Source organism: Psychrobacillus sp. L4, from assembly GCF_042944905.1.
Lineage (GTDB): Bacteria > Bacillota > Bacilli > Bacillales_A > Planococcaceae > Psychrobacillus.
The window spans coordinates 3,491,703-3,509,950 of the sequence record NZ_CP168496.1; the positions used below are offsets into that span (position 1 = coordinate 3,491,703).

The 18,248-nt window shown below is 37.2% G+C and carries 20 protein-coding genes; 9 read left to right on the forward strand and 11 right to left on the reverse strand.

The genetic code is table 11. The features are described from left to right. Nucleotides 1-28: 28 nt before the first annotated feature. Nucleotides 29-334, reverse strand: coding sequence for a winged helix-turn-helix transcriptional regulator (locus ACEPXG_RS16815; RefSeq protein ID WP_391204900.1), 306 nt, complete (start codon nucleotides 332-334; stop codon nucleotides 29-31). 253 nt (nucleotides 335-587) lie between these two features. On the opposite strand from ACEPXG_RS16815, the gene ACEPXG_RS16820 reads away from it, so the two are divergent. From ACEPXG_RS16820 to ACEPXG_RS16835, 4 genes are all read left to right on the forward strand, one after another. Next, the gene (locus ACEPXG_RS16820) at nucleotides 588-1,112 is read left to right on the forward strand and encodes a YceI family protein (protein ID WP_391204902.1); all 525 of its coding nucleotides are present in this window, start codon (nucleotides 588-590) and stop codon (nucleotides 1,110-1,112) included. A 200-nt stretch (nucleotides 1,113-1,312) separates the two neighbouring features. Beyond that, a complete protein-coding gene (locus ACEPXG_RS16825; RefSeq protein WP_391204905.1) occupies nucleotides 1,313-2,500 on the forward strand; it encodes a hypothetical protein in 1,188 nt (395 codons plus the stop codon). A gap of 24 nt (nucleotides 2,501-2,524) precedes the next feature. After that, nucleotides 2,525-3,697 carry an amidohydrolase gene (locus ACEPXG_RS16830; RefSeq protein ID WP_391209970.1) on the forward strand — a complete coding sequence of 391 codons (1,173 nt, stop codon included), beginning with the start codon at nucleotides 2,525-2,527 and terminating at the stop codon, nucleotides 3,695-3,697. 115 nt (nucleotides 3,698-3,812) lie between these two features. Then, nucleotides 3,813-4,097, forward strand: coding sequence for a hypothetical protein (locus ACEPXG_RS16835; RefSeq protein WP_391204907.1), 285 nt, complete (start codon nucleotides 3,813-3,815; stop codon nucleotides 4,095-4,097). 173 nt (nucleotides 4,098-4,270) lie between these two features. On the opposite strand, the gene ACEPXG_RS16840 is transcribed toward ACEPXG_RS16835, so the two are convergent. Further along, nucleotides 4,271-5,806: an FAD-dependent oxidoreductase gene (locus tag ACEPXG_RS16840; protein WP_391204910.1), complete on the reverse strand. Its 1,536-nt coding sequence runs from the start codon at nucleotides 5,804-5,806 to the stop codon at nucleotides 4,271-4,273. A gap of 98 nt (nucleotides 5,807-5,904) precedes the next feature. Between ACEPXG_RS16840 and ACEPXG_RS16845 the strand changes: the two genes are divergently transcribed. Continuing rightward, on the forward strand, nucleotides 5,905-6,255 hold the full coding sequence (locus ACEPXG_RS16845; RefSeq protein ID WP_391204913.1) for a DUF2500 domain-containing protein: 351 nt from the start codon (nucleotides 5,905-5,907) through the stop codon (nucleotides 6,253-6,255). Between the two features lie 40 nt (nucleotides 6,256-6,295). Here ACEPXG_RS16845 and ACEPXG_RS16850 read toward each other — a convergent pair whose 3' ends face one another. The 3 genes from ACEPXG_RS16850 to ACEPXG_RS16860 all read right to left on the reverse strand — a co-directional run bounded on the left by ACEPXG_RS16850 (nucleotide 6,296) and on the right by ACEPXG_RS16860 (nucleotide 8,691). Then, a complete protein-coding gene (locus ACEPXG_RS16850; protein ID WP_391204916.1) occupies nucleotides 6,296-7,000 on the reverse strand; it encodes a DsbA family protein in 705 nt (234 codons plus the stop codon). 275 nt (nucleotides 7,001-7,275) lie between these two features. Continuing rightward, a complete protein-coding gene (locus ACEPXG_RS16855) occupies nucleotides 7,276-8,202 on the reverse strand; it encodes a manganese-dependent inorganic pyrophosphatase (RefSeq protein WP_391204918.1) in 927 nt (308 codons plus the stop codon). Nucleotides 8,203-8,247: 45 nt separating this feature from the next. Beyond that, the gene (locus ACEPXG_RS16860) at nucleotides 8,248-8,691 is read right to left on the reverse strand and encodes an RrF2 family transcriptional regulator (RefSeq protein ID WP_391204921.1); all 444 of its coding nucleotides are present in this window, start codon (nucleotides 8,689-8,691) and stop codon (nucleotides 8,248-8,250) included. A 174-nt stretch (nucleotides 8,692-8,865) separates the two neighbouring features. On the opposite strand from ACEPXG_RS16860, the gene hmpA reads away from it, so the two are divergent. Continuing rightward, on the forward strand, nucleotides 8,866-10,050 hold the full coding sequence (gene hmpA, locus ACEPXG_RS16865) for an NO-inducible flavohemoprotein (protein ID WP_391204924.1): 1,185 nt from the start codon (nucleotides 8,866-8,868) through the stop codon (nucleotides 10,048-10,050). Nucleotides 10,051-10,208: 158 nt separating this feature from the next. Further along, entirely contained in the window at nucleotides 10,209-11,009 is an 801-nt protein-coding gene (locus ACEPXG_RS16870) for a GNAT family N-acetyltransferase (RefSeq protein ID WP_391204927.1), read from the forward strand. A gap of 86 nt (nucleotides 11,010-11,095) precedes the next feature. On the opposite strand, the gene ACEPXG_RS16875 is transcribed toward ACEPXG_RS16870, so the two are convergent. The 3 genes from ACEPXG_RS16875 to ACEPXG_RS16885 form a co-directional block, all read right to left on the reverse strand. Next, a complete protein-coding gene (locus tag ACEPXG_RS16875) occupies nucleotides 11,096-11,680 on the reverse strand; it encodes a DNA-3-methyladenine glycosylase (protein ID WP_391204929.1) in 585 nt (194 codons plus the stop codon). A gap of 56 nt (nucleotides 11,681-11,736) precedes the next feature. After that, nucleotides 11,737-12,261 (reverse strand): DNA topology modulation protein, encoded by a 525-nt coding sequence (locus ACEPXG_RS16880; protein ID WP_391204932.1) that lies wholly within the window; start codon nucleotides 12,259-12,261, stop codon nucleotides 11,737-11,739. Between the two features lie 95 nt (nucleotides 12,262-12,356). Continuing rightward, a complete protein-coding gene (locus ACEPXG_RS16885) occupies nucleotides 12,357-13,559 on the reverse strand; it encodes an MFS transporter (RefSeq protein ID WP_391204935.1) in 1,203 nt (400 codons plus the stop codon). A gap of 174 nt (nucleotides 13,560-13,733) precedes the next feature. Between ACEPXG_RS16885 and thrC the strand changes: the two genes are divergently transcribed. Together thrC and thrB are read left to right on the forward strand one after the other, a co-directional pair. Continuing rightward, nucleotides 13,734-14,789 carry a threonine synthase gene (gene thrC, locus ACEPXG_RS16890; RefSeq protein ID WP_391204938.1) on the forward strand — a complete coding sequence of 352 codons (1,056 nt, stop codon included), beginning with the start codon at nucleotides 13,734-13,736 and terminating at the stop codon, nucleotides 14,787-14,789. Continuing rightward, nucleotides 14,786-15,706 carry a homoserine kinase gene (thrB, locus tag ACEPXG_RS16895; protein WP_391204941.1) on the forward strand — a complete coding sequence of 307 codons (921 nt, stop codon included), beginning with the start codon at nucleotides 14,786-14,788 and terminating at the stop codon, nucleotides 15,704-15,706. Before thrC ends, thrB begins: the two co-directional genes overlap by 4 nt. Before the next feature lie 86 nt (nucleotides 15,707-15,792). Here the strand turns inward: thrB and ACEPXG_RS16900 are convergent, their stop codons facing one another. From ACEPXG_RS16900 to ACEPXG_RS16910, 3 genes are all read right to left on the reverse strand, one after another. Further along, nucleotides 15,793-16,407 carry a uracil-DNA glycosylase gene (locus tag ACEPXG_RS16900; protein ID WP_391209972.1) on the reverse strand — a complete coding sequence of 205 codons (615 nt, stop codon included), beginning with the start codon at nucleotides 16,405-16,407 and terminating at the stop codon, nucleotides 15,793-15,795. 84 nt (nucleotides 16,408-16,491) lie between these two features. After that, on the reverse strand, nucleotides 16,492-17,103 hold the full coding sequence (locus ACEPXG_RS16905) for a phosphatase PAP2 family protein (RefSeq protein WP_391204944.1): 612 nt from the start codon (nucleotides 17,101-17,103) through the stop codon (nucleotides 16,492-16,494). 145 nt (nucleotides 17,104-17,248) lie between these two features. Then, entirely contained in the window at nucleotides 17,249-18,244 is a 996-nt protein-coding gene (locus ACEPXG_RS16910) for a siderophore ABC transporter substrate-binding protein (RefSeq protein WP_391204947.1), read from the reverse strand. Between the last annotated feature and the right edge of the window lie 4 nt (nucleotides 18,245-18,248).

Below are 18,248 nucleotides of genomic sequence, written 5' to 3' on the forward strand. Positions count from 1 at the left end.
CTTGCACCTAATTTATCAAGTTAAATTGTTACAACCATTCTTTAGACCAAGATTCAATTCCACCAACTACATCTTTTAGCGCATGACCCTTGTCTGTCAAGTTGTATTCCACTCTCACTGGGACTTCTGAAAAAACGTTTCTATCTACTATACCTTCTTTTTCAAGCTCTTTTAAACGTTCTGAAAGTAATCGACCACTAATAGGTAGAGACGACTCAATTTCATTAAATCGTTTCGATCCGTCCATTAATTGATAAATAATTAATGCTGTCCACCTTTTTCCGATCAATTCCATTGCCTTTGCTAAACGTGGGCATAATAACATTTCTTTCATTTGATTCACCTCTATTTCGTTCTATTATATTCCCTTAAAATCGTTTTGTAAAACCAAAGTAATTTAATTACTTGACGTAAGCATGTTATAAATATATAGTTGGTTACATAAAGTAATTTATGTTATTACTTTTTAGAAAAGGGTAATAATTAATGAAGAATCCCTCATTTACTTTGAATTAAAATATCTTGATTTCGAGATTAATATGTACTATACTTTTAAAAACAAAACTTTTTTTAGGAGGAAATTAAAAATGACAAAATTTAATCTTGACGCTGCTCACTCTAGTATCGATTTTTCTGTAAAACACATGATGGTTTCAAAAGTAAAAGGGTCTTTTACAAACTTTACAGCTAATTTAGAAGGTAATGCCGAAGACTTAAGCGGGGCTACTATTAGCTTTGATATCGATGTAAAATCAATTACTACAAACAGCGAAGATCGCGATAACCACTTACGCTCTGCTGACTTCTTTGACACAGAAACTTTCCCGAGCATAAAATTCGTTGCTACTGACATAAAAAAAACAGACAACGGCGAATATGATGTAACTGGTGATATCACAATTAAGGACGTAACAAAACCTGTAACTTTCGAAGTAGAATACGGCGGTAAAGGTACTAATCCATGGGGCCAAGAAGTGGTAGCATTCTCTGCTGAAACAAAATTAAATCGTAAAGAATTTGGCTTAGTTTGGAACCAAGCCCTTGAAACTGGTGGCGTTCTTGTTGGCGAAGACATCAAAATCTTTGTTGAACTTGAATTAAACCCAGCTTAATAATTTGTATCCTCTTAGAGCTATCCTGATTTTTCAGGACAGCTTTTTTTATTGTCAAAAATAAATTCACTCAAAACGAAAGCACTTACATTTCTACTTACATAAAACTAATTATTCTGAAATATATTATATACTTTATATTTTATGAAAGTCGTGTTACTATATGGATTATTCGCTATTGTCAGAAAGGAAAGATTATTATGCCACAAATGCTTGCGTTAGTTATTGTTATTGCGATTCTTTTTATCGGAGATTTTGTTTCTACTCGTACAAAGGCTTGGATACCATCTGTTTTTGTATCTGCTGTCCTTTTCATAATAGGTTATTGGACTTTCTTTCCAACAGAAATTGTTTCCACTGCAGGGGTACCACCAGTTGTTGCAGTAATGATGATTTACTTGCTCATTACGAACATGGGGACGTTACTTTCTATTAAACAATTAAAAGAACAGTGGAAAACTATTTTAATATCTATCTCTGGGATTATAGGAATTATTGCCGCACTTTTAGGAGTTGGAACATTCCTTTTTGGTTTTCAAACTGTTGTTGTCGCAATTCCTCCTCTTGTTGGTGGATTAGTTTCCGCACTAATCATGTCTGATGGTGCAGCAAATGCAGGGCTTACTACATTGTCTGTATTCGCCATTGTTATTTATGTTATGCAAGGGTTCGCCGGGTATCCTTTAACTTCCATTGCACTAAAAAAAGAAGGGAAAATGCTGCTTGAGAAGTTCCGCAAAGGTGAATTAATTCCAACTGGACAAGCTACTACTTCTTCGGAAGAACCTGAAGAAGAACTTAAAATGTTCCGCAAAATGCCAGCTAAATATAACACAAGTTATTTCAAGTTTTTCCGTCTCGCTCTAGTTGGTTACCTTGCGTATCTCGTTTCTACATTACTAGCACCAATCGTAACGATTAGCCCATATGTTCTTTGTTTATTGTTCGGTATAATTGCTGCCAGTGTTGGCTTCTTAGAACGCCAAGTATTACAAAAAGCAAATGGTTTTGGCTTATGTATTATGGTTTTAATGTTGTTTGTTTTCGATGCGTTGAAAAAAGCGACCCCGTCGATGATTATGGAAATTTTATATCCACTTATTGGAACAATTATTTTAGGTGTTATCGGAATGTATATTTTCTCTTTAATCATTGGGAAAGTTCTAAAAGTCAGTAAACATATGGCATTTGCTATTTCTTTAACTGCTCTTTACGGATTCCCTGCTGATTACATCATTACAAATGAGGTTATTAATTCCTTAACGCAAGATGAGAAAGAACGAAAAGTATTAACGGATCAAATGCTTCCATCTATGCTCGTTGGTGGATTCATCAGTGTAACAATCGTTTCTGTTGTTCTAGCTGGTATATTTGTAGGGTTCTTATAAAAACTAGGAGGAAAATGAACAATGATAAATCAAACTATTAAACAATCGGTTACAACTAATAAGGAAGAGTTAACCGCACTACGTCGTAAACTACATAGCGAACCAGAGCTATCTTTTGAAGAATTCAAAACGACAGCATTTATTTGCGAGTACTTAGATAACCTTGGCATTTCATACCGAAAAACTGAACCTACAGGGGTTATCGCTGAAATCCAAGGAGCACCTGGAGGCAAAACGGTTGCACTTCGTGGAGATATGGATGCACTTCCTGTTCAACAACTTAATACGCATGTGCCTTATGCATCTAAAGAAGAAGGAAAAATGCATGCATGTGGACATGATGCGCATACTTCCATGTTACTAATTGCAGCAAAAGCATTATCCGAAATAAAAGATCAACTCCCAGGTAATGTGCGTCTCCTATTCCAACCAGCTGAAGAAGCTGCTGCAGGTGCAAAAGCAATGGTAGCCCAAGGTGCAATGAATGGTGTGGACAATGTATTCGGCATTCACATTTGGTCTCAGATGCCAACTCATAAAGTTTCCTGTACGCCGGGACCATCATTTGCTGCTGCGGATATTTTCAAAGTGAAGTTCAAAGGACGCGGTGGACATGGTGCTATTCCAGAGGCTTGTATCGATACAGCAATCGTTGCTTCTTCTTTCGTTATGAATGTGCAAACCGTTATTTCTAGAACAATTGATCCACAAAGTCCTGCTGTTCTTACTGTTGGGAAAATGGTGGTTGGAACAAGATTCAATGTAATTGCGGAAAATGCGGAAATCGAAGGAACCGTTCGTACGTTCCATCCCGATACACGAGATCATATTGAAAAAAGTATTACGGAATATGCCGATAGCATTGCTACAGTTTACGGTGCTTCTGCAGAAGTGGAATATATTCGCGGTACAGATGCAGTTGACAATGATGAAGAAAGCTCAAAACTTGTTCAACAAGTTGCTGTGGAAGCATTTGGATCGGATGTAATCTTTAACGAAAAACCTACTATGGGTGGTGAAGATTTCTCTGCTTTCTTAACAAAAGCTCCTGGAAGCTTTGCCCTTGTCGGAAGTGGAAATCCGGAAAAAGATACCGAATGGGCTCATCATCACGGAAATTTCGATATCGACGAAGATGCACTTGTTACTGGTGCAGAATTGTATGCACAGTATGCTTGGGCTTATTTGAATAAATAATCTGCTTTTCCAACAACAACTACTCTGAAATTATTTAGAGTAGTTTTTTCAATTTTGAAACTATACTCTATTAATTTCGTATATACTTAAGAAAATACATTAGGAGGGATTTTAGATGGGAGAACTTGTAGGGTTAGTAGCTGTAGTAATGATTTTTTCTATACCACTTTCTGCAATATGGACGACTCATTTACGAAAATCACATAAAATGAGGGCACAAATTGTAAAAGATGAAATCGAGCTAGAAAAACTCAAATATAATACATTTTTAATAGAAACAGAAAAGATGCGACTAGACTTGCAGCAAAAACAAGCAATCTTACTGGAAACATCCTCCGATCCTCTTATTTTAGATTTACAAAAACGTGCTTTAAGTGAGACAAAATCAATATCTTCTTAAAACAATCGTGCAGATTTCATTGCACGATTGTTTTTTCCTTATTGCATTGGGGGTAGTACTCGTATCAGTAGTAATTGCTCTTGTATTATCGCTTCCCTAAGGAATCATTCGACTTATACTTTTACCTGAATTTATAACTAAAAAAAGCTTAGAGATTTCTCTCTAAGCTCTTCTCATTCCACATATTCTATTTTCTCCAACGGCTCATACGCTGGTCCTTCCAACACTTCTCCGGTAAAAGTGTATCTAGATCCATGACATGGACAATCCCACGAGCATTCGGCGGCGTTGAATACGACATCGCAACCAAGATGTGTACACACTGGTTTTACTAAGTATACTTTACCTGTCAAGTCTTTAAATGCACCGACTTTTTTGCCATCAAGATTTACAATATCCCCTTTTCCAAGTTCTAAATCTTTAAAGAGGACGTCAATTTTTTCGGTCTTTCCTTTGACGAGTTCTTTTGCAACGCTTGCGTTAAACTTTGCGAAACTTTTGATATCTTCTTTTTTCATTTTCGATCGGATCGGGTTATAAAGATTTGCAAAACGATTTTCTTTTCCAAGGACATTATCAGCCATTATTCTAGCAGCTACTGTACTATTAGTCATTCCCCACTTTGCATAGCCCGTCGCGACTAACACATCTTGCAACCCGGAAGTCATGGATCCAACGTAGGGTAACTGATCGAGTGTGACTAAATCTTGAGCAGACCAACGATAGGCATACTGTTTGACGTTGAATTGTTCCCGTCCAAATGCGGCCAACGTTTCATAGTTTGAAGTCATGTCGCCTTGAAATCTTCCGGTAGTGTGTCCCTCTCCACCCAGCAATAAGTATCTTTTCCCGTCCATTCCTTGTGCGGTTCGAATGGATCTTGTTGGTTTTTCTACATTAATGTATATTCCTTTTGGATAATTTGCTTCCGCAAGGGCAGCCACAACATAAGATCTTTCTGCATACATTCTTGTAAAGTATAACCCGTCTTCGTCATTAAACGGAAAATGACTGCAAACGAGTATTTTCTTCGCACGTATTTCATGCCCATCTACCATCTCCACAATATTCGTTGAATGAATGGATTTTGCCCGAGATTGCTCGTAAAACTGCACACCATTTTCGATTGCTTTCTTCATGAGACCTGTTGCATATTTTAGTGGATGAAATTGTGCTTGGTTTTCTAGTTTCAATGATTCTTTTACTTTATACGGAAGGCCTGTCTCTTTTGTGAGTGTAGCCCCTTCTATTCCAATCCTTTGGTAGGCTTTCATTTCTTTTTGTATAATATCGACCCCGTCTTCTGTATCCGCATATAAAAAAGCATCTACTTTTTCGAAATCACAATTGATTCCTAATTCTTCGGCCGTTTTTTCCATAAAATTTTTGGCGCCTATGTTTGCTTCGTAATATAGTCTTGCACTTACTTCTCCAAATGTAGCGATCAGTTGTTGATAAATGGGACCATGCTGCGCTGTCACTTTTGCCGTTGTGAAACCAGTTGTCCCCTCTAATATTCTACTTCCTTCTACTACCATCACTTTTTGTCCACTTGTACTCAGCATATAGGCTGTAGTTATCCCTGTAAGTCCTGCTCCTATAATAACGACATCCGTTTCGACATCTTCACTTAATTTCTGAAACGTTGGAAAATCTGTTGATGCACGCCAATAGGACTGGGATTCACTAGGTAGTATTTTATCTGTCATCGTATTTCCTCCTTTTTCTTCTAGTGTCTATCTATAAACGAAACTTTATTCAAACTTTTTCGTATATGATAAAAACAGTTTTTTTTAGGAGAATTTATATGAATGGCTTTATGTTTGTCTTTGGTCCAATATTTATTTCGCTCGTTTTTATTATCGTATTTGGAACTATCATATTTACTATTATTAGGGGTTTAATTCAATGGAATAAAAACAATAATTCTCCTAAACTATCTGTACCCGCACATGTAGTAACAAAACGTTCGAAAACAAGTGGAGGTGCCGGTAATAGTGCAGCATCTACTTCCTATTATGCAACATTTCAAGTGGAAAGCGGAGATAGAATGGAGCTTAGACTTAGTGGACACGAATACGGAATGCTTGCCGAAGATGATCTTGGTGTTTTGATTTTCCAAGGTACTAGATTTCATTCATTTGAAAGAAGAACATAAAAAGCCAGTTAGGACTTCTCCTAGCTGGCTTACTGTTTTATCAAATATCACATGTATCATCGGTACAAAGGTTAGCATCTTCTCCAAGAAGCTGGAGTTTCGGTGAAATGCCCTCTTCCTCTGCAATCTTATTCAATGCGCCAACGAATGTTTCAGTAGGCTGTGCACCAGAAATTGCATACTTATCATTCAATACAAAAAATGGTACACCGCGTACGCCAATTTGCCCTGCCCTAGCGATATCCGCTTGAACATCTGTCAAATAAGCATCTGAATTCAACACTTTTTCTGCTTCTTCTCTTGATAAAACAATTGATTCGATTAATTCAAGAAGCACTTCGTGTTTACCAATCTCTTTTGCTTCAATGAAATATGCATGCAGCATTAACTCATTTACTTCATTCGCTTTCCCTTGCTCAGATGCCCATTTTACAATTCGATGCGCATCCAACGTATTCGCAGGTTTCATAGCATCAAAATTGTATGCAAGACCAACTGTTTTAGCCTGTTCTGCAACCTGTGCAGTCATATTTTTTGCAGCTTCTAATGTAGATCCGTATTTTTCAGCAAGTACTTCATACATACTCTTCTCTGAAACTTTCGGTGTGTTTGGATCTAGTTGATAACTTTTAAATTCCACCTCAGCTTGATTTGCAAAACCTGTTTGCTCCAACGCTTCTTCTAATCTTCGTTTTCCTATATAACAAAAAGGACATACAAAATCTGACCATACTTCAATTTTCATGTTAATCACCTCTATTACATTGTAAAGATTTCCATGGAGTTCAACAATTTAAATGCTTATTGATGAATAAATATGGATTTTCTGAGATATTCATGAGATTTCCTGAGATTCAATCTGTGTTTTCTGAGATATCACCTGGATTTTCTGAGATACTCAGATATTTCCTGAGATTTGGCGCGTTTTCTAAGATACACGGAGATTTTCTAAGAAAAAAGGCTATCTCTAGATTGCTATGAATAAATAGCAACTTTTGAGATAGCCTTTTTCTATTTTTATTATGCTAATGCTTCAGTTAATGCTGGGACTACTTGTTTTTTACGAGATACTACACCTTTAAGTAGGGCAGTATTATTATCGAATGTCACATTAAATGCAGCTTCTGCTTTTAGCGCTACTTTGCCAAGTGCTAGAGCTACTGAGTCATTGTTTAGAATATCTGTTACGACGAAGAAAAATAGATCCAATTCTTTTTCTTGAATTTCACGATTAATTAATTCTTCAAGTTCCTCTTGGCGACCCATTACGTCGTTTACGTCTACTGCGTTTACTTGTGCAATGACTACTTTGTATTCGCCCATGCCGAATTCTTTTGCATCTAGTGATAAAAGGTCCTCTAAGCTCTTATCGCTCAAATCTGCTCCTGCTTTTAGCATAGCTAGTCCATACTCTGCTGCGTTTACGCCTGCAATTTTTTCAAGTTCACGTGCAGCGGCAACGTCTTCTTCTGTACAAGTTGGTGATTTAAATAGTAAAGTATCCGATACAATTGCTGAAAGCATTAAGCCTGCAATATTTGCTGGAATTTGTACGCCTTTTTCTTTAAAGATTTTATTTAAAATAGTTGCTGTGCATCCAACTGGTTCTGCACGATAGTATAAAGGCTCAGCTGTTTCGAAGTTTGCAATACGATGATGGTCAATTACTTCCGTTACTTGCACTTCTTCGATGCCATCTGCGCTTTGTTGCTTTTCATTGTGATCAACTAAAATTACTTTTATTGCTTCTTTTGCAACGTTTCCAACTAATCTTGGTGCTTCAAATCCGAATTTTTCTAATGCGAATTTTGTTTCATTATTTAATTCACCTAAACGAACTGCTTCAGCCTTTTCGCCAATTGCATTTTTTAAATGTGCATATACGATTGCTGATGTAATGGTGTCTGTGTCAGGGTTTTTATGTCCAAAAACTAATACTTTTTCCATGAATAATCCTCCTAAAAATCAATTGCCGAACTTATTTTATCATACTTATCGTTGCTGATTGAAAAGTAAATTTGCTAATTGGGATTTTTGATGTAAAAAATCTGCAAGCGTATATTCATCTAACACATTTAAATAAGCTTTTAATGCTAACTGGAGTGCGCCCTTCAAACTGCAAGCAGGTGTAATGACACAAGTATTGGTTTTGCAATCAAAACATTCTACTAAGTGAAAGTCGTCTTCTGTTAGTCTTACAACTTGTCCTATATTAATAGCTGCCGGCTCCATTGCTAAACGAATGCCGCCACCTCTTCCTCGTATCGTTTCAATATAACCGAGTTTCCCTAATTCATGAGTTACTTTCATCAAATGATTTTTCGAAATATTATATGCATCTGAAATGGATTGAATCGTTGAAAGCTCGTTTTTTTCTTTTGTTCCCAGGTATATTAACACTCTCAATGAGAAATCTGTATACATAGTCAGTCTCACACTGCCACCGCCATTCTTCATTCCCATTATAACGATTATGGCAAAGTCGTGAAAGAAATGTGTCTGATTTATCAAAGCTTTATAAAGATGTATTTTAAATATTGCTTTAAAGAAAATGAGGGAGTATTGTTGTATTCATAAACAACAAGAAAAAGAAATGGAAGTGTAAAGAGCATGTTATCTCAAAAAACAATTGATATCGTAAAATCAACAGCACCTGTATTAGAAGTTCACGGAGTTGCAATAACTTCAGCTTTTTATAAAAATTTGTTTAACGCACACCCAGAGCTATTAAATATTTTCAATCATGCTAACCAAGCAAAAGGTCGCCAACAAACTGCTCTAGCAAACGCAGTATACGCAGCTGCAGTCCATATTGATAATTTAGCGGCAATTATTCCAGCGGTAAAACAAATTGGGCAAAAACATGTAAGCTTAGGTATTAAACCTGAACATTATCCAATTGTAGGTGAACATCTACTTGGCGCAATCAAAGAAGTATTAGGAGATGCAGCTACTGACGATATCATTAATGCTTGGGCTGAAGCATATGGAGTTATCGCAAATGCTTTTATCGGCATCGAAGAAGAAATGTATGTAGCAGCAGAGTCAAAAGAAGGCGGTTGGAGATTTTTTAAAGACTTCGTTATTGCAGATAAAGTAAAAGAAAGTGAAAACATTACTTCATTTTATTTAAAACCAGCAGATGAATCAGCAGTACCTACTTATGAACCTGGTCAATTCATTACAATTCGTGTAAGCATTCCAGGGGAAAAATATTTATTAAACAGACAATATAGCTTATCGAAAGCAGCAGAGTCTGAAACATTTCGTATTTCAGTGAAAAAAGAAGATGAAAATAATCCAGAAGGAAAAGTTTCGGTTCATTTACACAATAACGTAAGTGTTGGTGATACAGTAGAACTTACTGCTCCAGCTGGGGAATTTGTTTTAGATCCAGAAAAAACAACTCCTGCTACTTTCTTGAGTGGTGGAGTTGGTATTACACCAATGATGAGTATGTTCGAAACAATTGCGAAAAACCAATCAAATCGTCCAGTATCCTTTATCTATAGTGCCCGTAATGAAAACCTCCATCCATTTGATAAAGATATTCGTGCTTTAATGGAAGCAATGGATGATGCGAAATATGTGTCACTTTACTCTGATAGTGATGAATTCATTTCAAAAGACGTACTGAAAGATTACGCACGCATAGATGGCGATGTATACGTATGTGGACCAGTTGGGTTTATGGAAGCAATGATTAATCATCTACTCGAACTTGGTTATTCAAATGAACAAATTCACTATGAATTCTTCGGCCCGGCTCTTCAATTAGAATTAGTGGAAGCTTAATATTAGTTAACTGTTAAAAAGTATTACTTCATTTTGGAGTAATACTTTTTAATTACAGGAATTATTTAACGCAAAAATAAGCTTTTAGTAGTGTGCATATAAGTATTTGGTGCTATAATTATACTATAATTCTTGTAGATAAAGAAAAGAGTGAAATAATGGCCAAACTTTTTGAGAGCAAATACATACCACTTGCAAACTTTTTCAAACAATCAACTAATAAAGAAATTACATTACAATATAGTGAAATTGAAGCAGTCATTGGGCAAATATTGCCGAACGCTGCGTATTTAAGTAGCAGTTGGTGGAAAAAGACAAAGCCTCCTGCATTACATTATTTCGCCTGGACAGATAATGGATACTCCGTAAAATCTGTAGAATTGGGAAAATCGGTTCTTTTTCATAGTAACGTTATAGACAAAGAAGAAAGACTCTTAGATGAAAATAACCAACAGGATATTCTTATCATACGGGAAGCAGAATTAGAAGATGCGCGTTCATTCATTCGCTTACAGGAATCCATTTTCTCTGAAACAGACTTTATGTTGTATGGAAAATCAGACATACAAATGACTGTCCAAAGCATTCGAAAAGAAATGACTAATTGGAAAAATACATCCAATTCTATTTTACTTTTTGCAATCATGAATGGACAATTTGCTGGGTATGTATTATTTACCGGTGGACCAGCTCCACGTGCATTGCATAGAGCATCTGTAGTTATTGGTGTAAAACAGGAATTCTCTCAAAAAGGGATCGCTTCTTCCCTTATGCATCATGGGGAAAAATGGGCAAAAGAGGTAGAAATTTCAAAGCTTGAGCTTTCTGTCATTAAAGAGAATACAAATGCACAAAAGCTTTATAAAAAGCTTGGTTTCGATATTGAAGGCGACCGAAAAAATGCGTTAATCATTAATGGTCAATTTGTGGATGAGTTTTATATGGGGAAATTGATATAACCAACTAGTAAAGACCGGCCAATATTATTTTGGTCGGTCTTTTTTTGGTGAGTTTGCGATTAGCACGCTGATTCACCCATTACTCCCTATCTCATTTTCGAAACATACGGATTGTCCGTTTCCCAAAATCTATATGGGTAGTGTACTGCTTCTCCGCTATTTTCGATCCCTATTCGAGGTCCAGTAGAAATTGAATGTACTTCCACTCCTTCTGTTATGTACAGAGGCTCTTCCGTCCACTTTTTCCCGTAGTATTCCATCGTAATTCCTAATGCTTTTGTTAATTTGCCTGGGCCGTTTGTCCATTGTTTCATAGGTAAGTTATTACGGAATTCTTTCATTCGTTCGAAGCCTTCTATTGGTTCTACTGCTCGTATTAATATGGCATTCGGGATACCTTCCACTCCAGCTACAACGTTAATCAGCGTATGTGTATGCATTTGGTACGTATAAATAAGCCCAGGTTCTCCAAACATCACTTCTGTTCGTTTCGTCCTTCTGTTTCCGAAGCTATGGGCTGCTCGGTCTTCTGCTCCCATATACGCTTCTGTTTCTACAATTTTTCCTTTAAGCAGCTCACAATTATGCTCATGTACAATATATTTCCCTATTAAATTTCTTGCTAACTCTAATGTTGGTTGATGAAAAAATGTTGGATCTATTAATTCCATTTATAAAACCTCATTTTCTTCGCTTCAAAGTTTGCCTGCCCATTTTGGAGAAATACTTATTTACATGGAGCAGTTTCTAGAAAGGCTTTTACTTCTTTTGGATTTCGCAATATACAGATATCCACATTCCTAGAATTTTTTAATACACTTAAAATGCCTGGACGTGCATCCCTTGGAAAACGCCAAACCCACTGGGCGAATTCTATATCTATTTTTTCTTCACACCCTGGAGCCATATCAGGGCGGGTTGTTCCTCGGTATTTCCATGCTCTCTTTAAAACTCGATACGTACATAGAAGTCTAGGGAAATCCAAGAAGACAATTAAATCTGCATACTTCGCTCTTAATTCTAAAGTAGAGTCAAAATTACCATCAATAATCCATTCGTCGTCTTCTAATTTTCCTTTAATTTTCTCTCTAAATTCTGACTTCGGAGTTGGAACCCAACCTGCGTTCCAAAATAGTGCATCTAAATGGACTAGTGGTAATTGCCACTTCTTTGCAAGTTTTATTGATAATGTCGATTTCCCTGCACCACTCGAGCCAATGATTAGGATTCTTTTATGTTTTAATTCTCCCAAGTCCCCACTCCCCTTGTGTTACTATTTCTTCATTTTACTATGTTTTAACTTCCAAACAAAATGAAACCCGCTCCAATATAGAACGGGTTCATAAATTAATCTAATTCAACTTGTTTTGTCTCAGTGCCAAGGAATAGAACTGCTAATACGCCAATGACGATGGCGATACAGAATATGCCGAAAATCCATCCGATTTCATATCCAGCAGTTACAAGAGACCCAACTAATAGAGGCCCTAAAATACCGCCTACACGGCCAACAGAAGCAGCCATTCCAGACCCTGTTGCTCGGATAACGGTTGGATACTGTTCCGGGGAATAAGCATATAAAGCTCCCCAAGCTCCTAGGTTAAAGAATGACAGGAACATACCAGAAACAATTAATGCTACGGTAGTATCAGCAGAACCAAATACAAATGCACTCGCTGCAGTTCCAAGTAAGTACGTAACTAATACAAATTTCCGACCAGCTTTTTCTATTAACCATGCTGCTGAGAAGTACCCAGGTAACTGTGCCAGTGTCATAATCAATACGTATTCAAAGCTCTTTATCAAACTGAAACCTTTTATTACCATGACACTTGGTAACCACAAGAACATTCCATAATAAGAAAATACGACCGTAAACCAAACAATCCAGAGCATTAAAGTCCGTTTCGCATATTTCTCGGACCATACTTCTTTCATATTTTGCATAATCGTTCTAGATTGTGTTTTCTTCTCCGTAAAGCGAGGAGAATCTGGTAATTTAATACGTAAATAGATGGCGTAAAATGCTGGTAATGCAGTAATTACTAAAGCAATTCTCCAACCGTAAGCTGGAATAATAAAGTAAGCAATTAGGGCTGATATAAGCCAGCCAGCTGCCCAAAAACTTTCTAATAATACAACGACTCTGCCTCTTTCTTTTGCTTCCACACTTTCAGAAACTAGCGTAGACGCAACAGGAAGTTCCCCACCAAGCCCCATTCCCACGAAGAATCGTAATATTAAAAATGCTACCAATGTAGTCGTCAGCGCGGATAATCCTCCTGCGATAGAAAACAGCAGTAATGTTATCATAAAAATCTTTTTACGCCCTACTTTATCAGCAAAAACGCCAAAAACTAATGCGCCAACTGCCATCCCAATAGAGTTCACGCTTCCGATCCATCCCATTTGCACTGGAGTTAAACCCCAATCTGCAGCCAGCGCTGCAATAATGAATGATAGAATTCCTACATCCATTGCATCGAACATCCACGCTAGACCCGCAATTCCTAGTAATTTATTCTTTGATAACGAATTCTTTTTAAGCATATACTTCCCCTGTCTTTACATCTGTCATGCAATATCTTTACATGAATAGTATACGCATCGAATCGTAAACTATCAATAGAAATTTAATCTTGTTTTTTATACTTTATTAAGGTAGAATGTCCTTTATAGAAATACATATGTTTATTCAAGAAGAACAGAGAGGCGGATATCATCATGGCTTGGCAAGGTTTAATGGAAGAATATAAAGAATTTTTACCTATAACAGAAAAAACTCCTAAATTATCATTACACGAGGGAAATACGCCTCTTATTAAACTAGATAACTTGTCAAAAGAACTAGGAATCGAACTTTATGGAAAAGTGGAAGGGGCAAATCCGACTGGATCATTTAAGGATCGCGGGATGGTATTTGCTGTAGCTAAAGCAATGGAAGAAGGGAGCAAATGCGTTATTTGTGCTTCTACAGGAAACACTTCCGCTGCTGCTGCGGCATACGCTGCTCGGGCCGGGATAAAATCCATCGTAGTGATACCAAAAGGAAAAGTTGCGCTTGGTAAATTAGCCCAAGCTTGCATGTATGGTGCTAAAATTATTGAGATTGATGGAAACTTTGACGATGCATTACAAATCGTTCGGAAAGTCAGCGAAACAACACCTGTTGCATTAGTTAACTCGGTCAATCCATACCGTCTAGAAGGACAAAAAACAGCTGCCTTTGAAATTGTAGATGCCCTAGGTTCTTCTCCTGATATTTTATGTATTCCAGTTGGTAATGCAGGAAATATAAGCGCCTATTGGAAAGGATTCAAAGAATATAATGAAGTAAAGCAATCTGGTTTACCGAAAATGTACGGGTTTGAAGCAGAAGGTTCAGCGGCAATCGTACAAGGTACACCAATTGCTAATCCAGAAACAATTGCAACAGCAATTCGAATCGGAAATCCTGCGAGTTGGTCATTAGCGGAAGCGGCTCGTGACGAATCTGGTGGTATTATTGACTCTGTTACTGACGAAGAAATATTAAACGCATATCAGTTAATTGCTAGTCGTGAAGGTCTGTTTATAGAACCGGGTTCCGCAGCATCTTTAGCAGGGGTTATTAAATCTGTGAAAAGCGGAAAAATTCCTGCAGGAAGCAAAGTAGTAACAATTTTTACTGGTAACGGCTTAAAAGATCCAGATACCGCTATGCAAGTTTCTACAGTAGATTTAATATCTTTAAAAAATGATGAGGAAGAAATTCGACGATATATCGAGGAAGTACTATGAGTAAAAAGTGGGCAATTTCCATACCAGCAAGTACTGCTAATTTAGGCCCTGGTTTTGACTCAATTGGAATTGCTTTGGATAAATTTTTACAAGTCGATGTAGAGGTTGCCACGGAGTGGAAAATCGATAACTTATCCGATAATTTACCGATTGTTCCAAATCCAGAAAAGCATTTAATTGTACAAGCAGCGCAAAAGACAGCTCAAATACACGGCCTAACATTACCGGCCTGCCATTTAGAGGTGAAAAGTGAAATTCCACTCGCTCGAGGAATGGGTAGTAGTGCATCTGCTATTGTTGCTGGGATAGAAGTTGCTAACCAGGTACTTGGTCTTCGGCTCACATCTCATGATAAATTGAAAGTAGCGACTGTGATGGAAGGTCATCCTGATAATGCGGCTGCTTCCATTTTTGGCGGCTTTACTATTTCATCCTGTGCAGATAATGGTGAAATCAACGTATTCCATACTGCTAATATTGGCGCTGCTTTTGTTTTATTCATACCAAACTTTGAATTAAAAACAGAAAAAGCTAGAAATGCCTTACCGAATAGTTATACTCGTAAGATAGCTGCACAAGCAAGCGCTACGGCAAATCTGTTAACAGCGGCATTTCTAACTCACTCATTCAATCAAGTGGGAACGTATATGGAGCAGGATTTGTTTCATGAACCATATCGACTAGACCTAATTCCAGAAAGCAGGGAAATTATTATTGCCGCTAAGAAGGCTGGGGCATTTGGAACTTGCATAAGTGGGGCTGGACCAACCCTTCTCTCCCTTGTCCAAAAAGGAACTGAAGAAAAATTTATCTCTAACTTATATGGAAAGTTCCCTAACTTTGAACTCACCCCAGTTGGAATGAATTTAACAGGAACAATAGTTTCTATCTATACAGAAGGCAGTGCAGTTAACTAACTGTGCTGCCTTTTTTATATCAATTATACTATTAGCTACTTAGCATTAATAATGCAAAAGTTGAACTTCCATGTATTGACCCAAACCTAGTATTTCATAGCACTGACATACTTACCAATCTTCCTCCAATCATCCTCTATAAAATCTCTGTTGGAAGGACGGTAAAAAACGGCAGCTGGATGATACGTTGGAATAATCCTATATTTTTCATCCGACCATATATACTCATCTTTTTCAAGTGAACTTAAATGTCTCACCGCATGTTCAAGTACTTGTCCGTGCAAATTAGATACTTTCGCATCTTTGCCAAGTAGACGCTGAAGCCCAACATTTCCTAATGTCACAATGACTAGTGGTGCTATGTTTTTGATTTCATAATCGAGTAATGGTGCATGTGCAATAATTTCATGCTTTGTCGGAGGACGATTATATTTTCTCTCTGTTATTTCGCCATTTCTCATTTTTTTCTCTTTCCACATATATGGTCTACTTCTAACGGCACTGGTCATATAAACGTCATCTCTTGTCAGATTGACACTTTTGAGAGACTTTTCTAGTTCATCTCCTGCTCTACCGATGAAAGGTATACCTTGTATAGCTTCATTTTCTCCCGGTGCTTCTCCTATTAACAAAATTGCAGGGTTTTTGGGACCTTTTCCTTTGACGAAGCCTTCTACAGGAAAACCTTCTATTCTTTTCATCCCAAGTGCAACAAATTCATCTGGCAACTCAAACAGCAAGATATGTCCTCCTCTAAAAAATCCTTTCCTGAGAAGGAAAGGATTTTACAATTTAATCTTTGGAACGCTTTTTTTACGGTATTCATACCACAATGCAACGATAACGAACCATGTATACCCTGCCATCCATCCCGCAAATACATCTGAGGCAAAATGTCTGCTTTCTGCAATTCGAGATAAGCCAATCATCATAGTAAGGAGTATAGCTCCAATCCAAATAAGTATACGAGTTTTTTTATTTGATTGGTATTCTGTTAGAAAATATGCAACGGTGAATACATATAATAATCCGACCATGGCATGCCCAGATGGAAAACTAAAACTCTCTAGTTGATGCGGAACATCTGGTCGAGCCCGCTGTACCCATTTTTTTAATAATTGATTGAGCACATTTCCTACACCAACCGTAAACAATCCAAACAGCATGCCTCGATAGTTTTTCGAATGAATCCATAAATATGCAAATAATAGTAGCATAATAATAATTACAAATGCAGTTTCGCCTAAATAATGAAATGGAATGATAAATTGATTGCCACTAAGTAACTCCGACATTTTGTGATCAAGCGCAACCACCTCATCCTTAGTAAACGTTAAAAAGAAAGAAACAAAACCTAATAACGAGGCTAGTCCAAGCGGATAAAACCATTTTTTCATATAATCCCCTCCTTCTTCCATTAGAAAAAGTATAAGCTAGATATTCGTTATGTACAATGAAAAAGGATGTCTCCTTGATTGATCGATTCACCCAAAAAAGCAATAGTCCACGAGGAACTGCTCCCCGTGGACTTTTATTTCTTTCTTATTTCAATGCTTTTAATACAGCATCAATTTTAGCATTCTCTGATTCAATACCGCCGCCCGACAAGTACCAAACTTCTGGATTTAAGTAATAGATCTTGCCATTTTTAGCCGCGTTTGTTTTACCAACAATGTCATTTTCAATTGCTGCTTTTGTACCTGATTCTCCTTCAGTTACTACTGCGTCGCGATCTACTACGAAAAGAATATCTGGGTTTTTCTCCAAAACGTATTCATACGAAACGCTTTGCCCATGTGTAGAAACTTCCAGGTTTTCATCAACGGCTTTTACACCATATGCATCATGGATTACACCGAAACGTGAACCAGGGCCATAAGCACTTAATTCGCCTTCAGATGCAAGGACGATTAAAGCTTTATCATCTAGACTAGCTGTTTTTTCTTTTACTTCCACAAGTTTTGCATCAATTTTTTCTAATGCTGCAGTCGCTTCTGCTTCTTTACCGAATATTTTACCCGCTAATGCTGTATTTGCTTTAAATGAATTTACATAGTCAGCAGTGTTTAAACCAACAAAAACGGTTGGAGCAATTTCACTTAATTCTTCATATGCGTCAGCTTGACGACCGGAAATGAAAATTACATCTGGTTTCATTGCACTGATTGCTTCGAAATCCGGCTCTTTCAATGCGCCAGCATTTTTGTAAGTAGCTTCATCTGCATATTTGCTTAAGTATTTCGGTAAACTGCTTTGTGATACGGCAGTTACGTCAACTCCAAGTGAATCTAATGTATCTAGGAAACCGTAGTCAAATACAACAACTGTTTCAGGTTTTGCATCAAGTGTTACTTCTTTATATCCTTCTGGTTGTGCAATTGTTAATGGAAAAACAGAAGCTTCTTCTGTTGCTCCCTCTGTAGAAGCATCCTCATTTGCTTTTGAAGTATCTTCAGTTGCTTCATTTTTCGAACCACATGCAGCTAATAATAGTACTAGCATTGCAAAAATCACCGATAATAATTTCCAGTTTTTCATTTTT

Coding starts and splice junctions, on each gene's coding strand:
- ACEPXG_RS16910 (WP_391204947.1), bottom strand. CDS start 18,244: ATGAAAAACTGGAAATTATTATCGGTGATTTTTGCAATGCTAGTACTA.
- ACEPXG_RS16815 (WP_391204900.1), bottom strand. CDS start 334: ATGAAAGAAATGTTATTATGCCCACGTTTAGCAAAGGCAATGGAATTG.
- ACEPXG_RS16835 (WP_391204907.1), top strand. CDS start 3,813: ATGGGAGAACTTGTAGGGTTAGTAGCTGTAGTAATGATTTTTTCTATA.
- ACEPXG_RS16850 (WP_391204916.1), bottom strand. CDS start 7,000: ATGAAAATTGAAGTATGGTCAGATTTTGTATGTCCTTTTTGTTATATA.
- ACEPXG_RS16875 (WP_391204929.1), bottom strand. CDS start 11,680: ATGGAATTAATAGATCCAACATTTTTTCATCAACCAACATTAGAGTTA.
- thrB (WP_391204941.1), top strand. CDS start 14,786: ATGAGTAAAAAGTGGGCAATTTCCATACCAGCAAGTACTGCTAATTTA.
- ACEPXG_RS16885 (WP_391204935.1), bottom strand. CDS start 13,559: ATGCTTAAAAAGAATTCGTTATCAAAGAATAAATTACTAGGAATTGCG.
- ACEPXG_RS16900 (WP_391209972.1), bottom strand. CDS start 16,407: ATGAAAAGAATAGAAGGTTTTCCTGTAGAAGGCTTCGTCAAAGGAAAA.
- ACEPXG_RS16825 (WP_391204905.1), top strand. CDS start 1,313: ATGCCACAAATGCTTGCGTTAGTTATTGTTATTGCGATTCTTTTTATC.
- ACEPXG_RS16820 (WP_391204902.1), top strand. CDS start 588: ATGACAAAATTTAATCTTGACGCTGCTCACTCTAGTATCGATTTTTCT.
- ACEPXG_RS16870 (WP_391204927.1), top strand. CDS start 10,209: ATGGCCAAACTTTTTGAGAGCAAATACATACCACTTGCAAACTTTTTC.
- ACEPXG_RS16845 (WP_391204913.1), top strand. CDS start 5,905: ATGAATGGCTTTATGTTTGTCTTTGGTCCAATATTTATTTCGCTCGTT.
- ACEPXG_RS16905 (WP_391204944.1), bottom strand. CDS start 17,103: ATGAAAAAATGGTTTTATCCGCTTGGACTAGCCTCGTTATTAGGTTTT.
- ACEPXG_RS16855 (WP_391204918.1), bottom strand. CDS start 8,202: ATGGAAAAAGTATTAGTTTTTGGACATAAAAACCCTGACACAGACACC.
- hmpA (WP_391204924.1), top strand. CDS start 8,866: ATGTTATCTCAAAAAACAATTGATATCGTAAAATCAACAGCACCTGTA.
- ACEPXG_RS16840 (WP_391204910.1), bottom strand. CDS start 5,806: ATGACAGATAAAATACTACCTAGTGAATCCCAGTCCTATTGGCGTGCA.
- thrC (WP_391204938.1), top strand. CDS start 13,734: ATGGCTTGGCAAGGTTTAATGGAAGAATATAAAGAATTTTTACCTATA.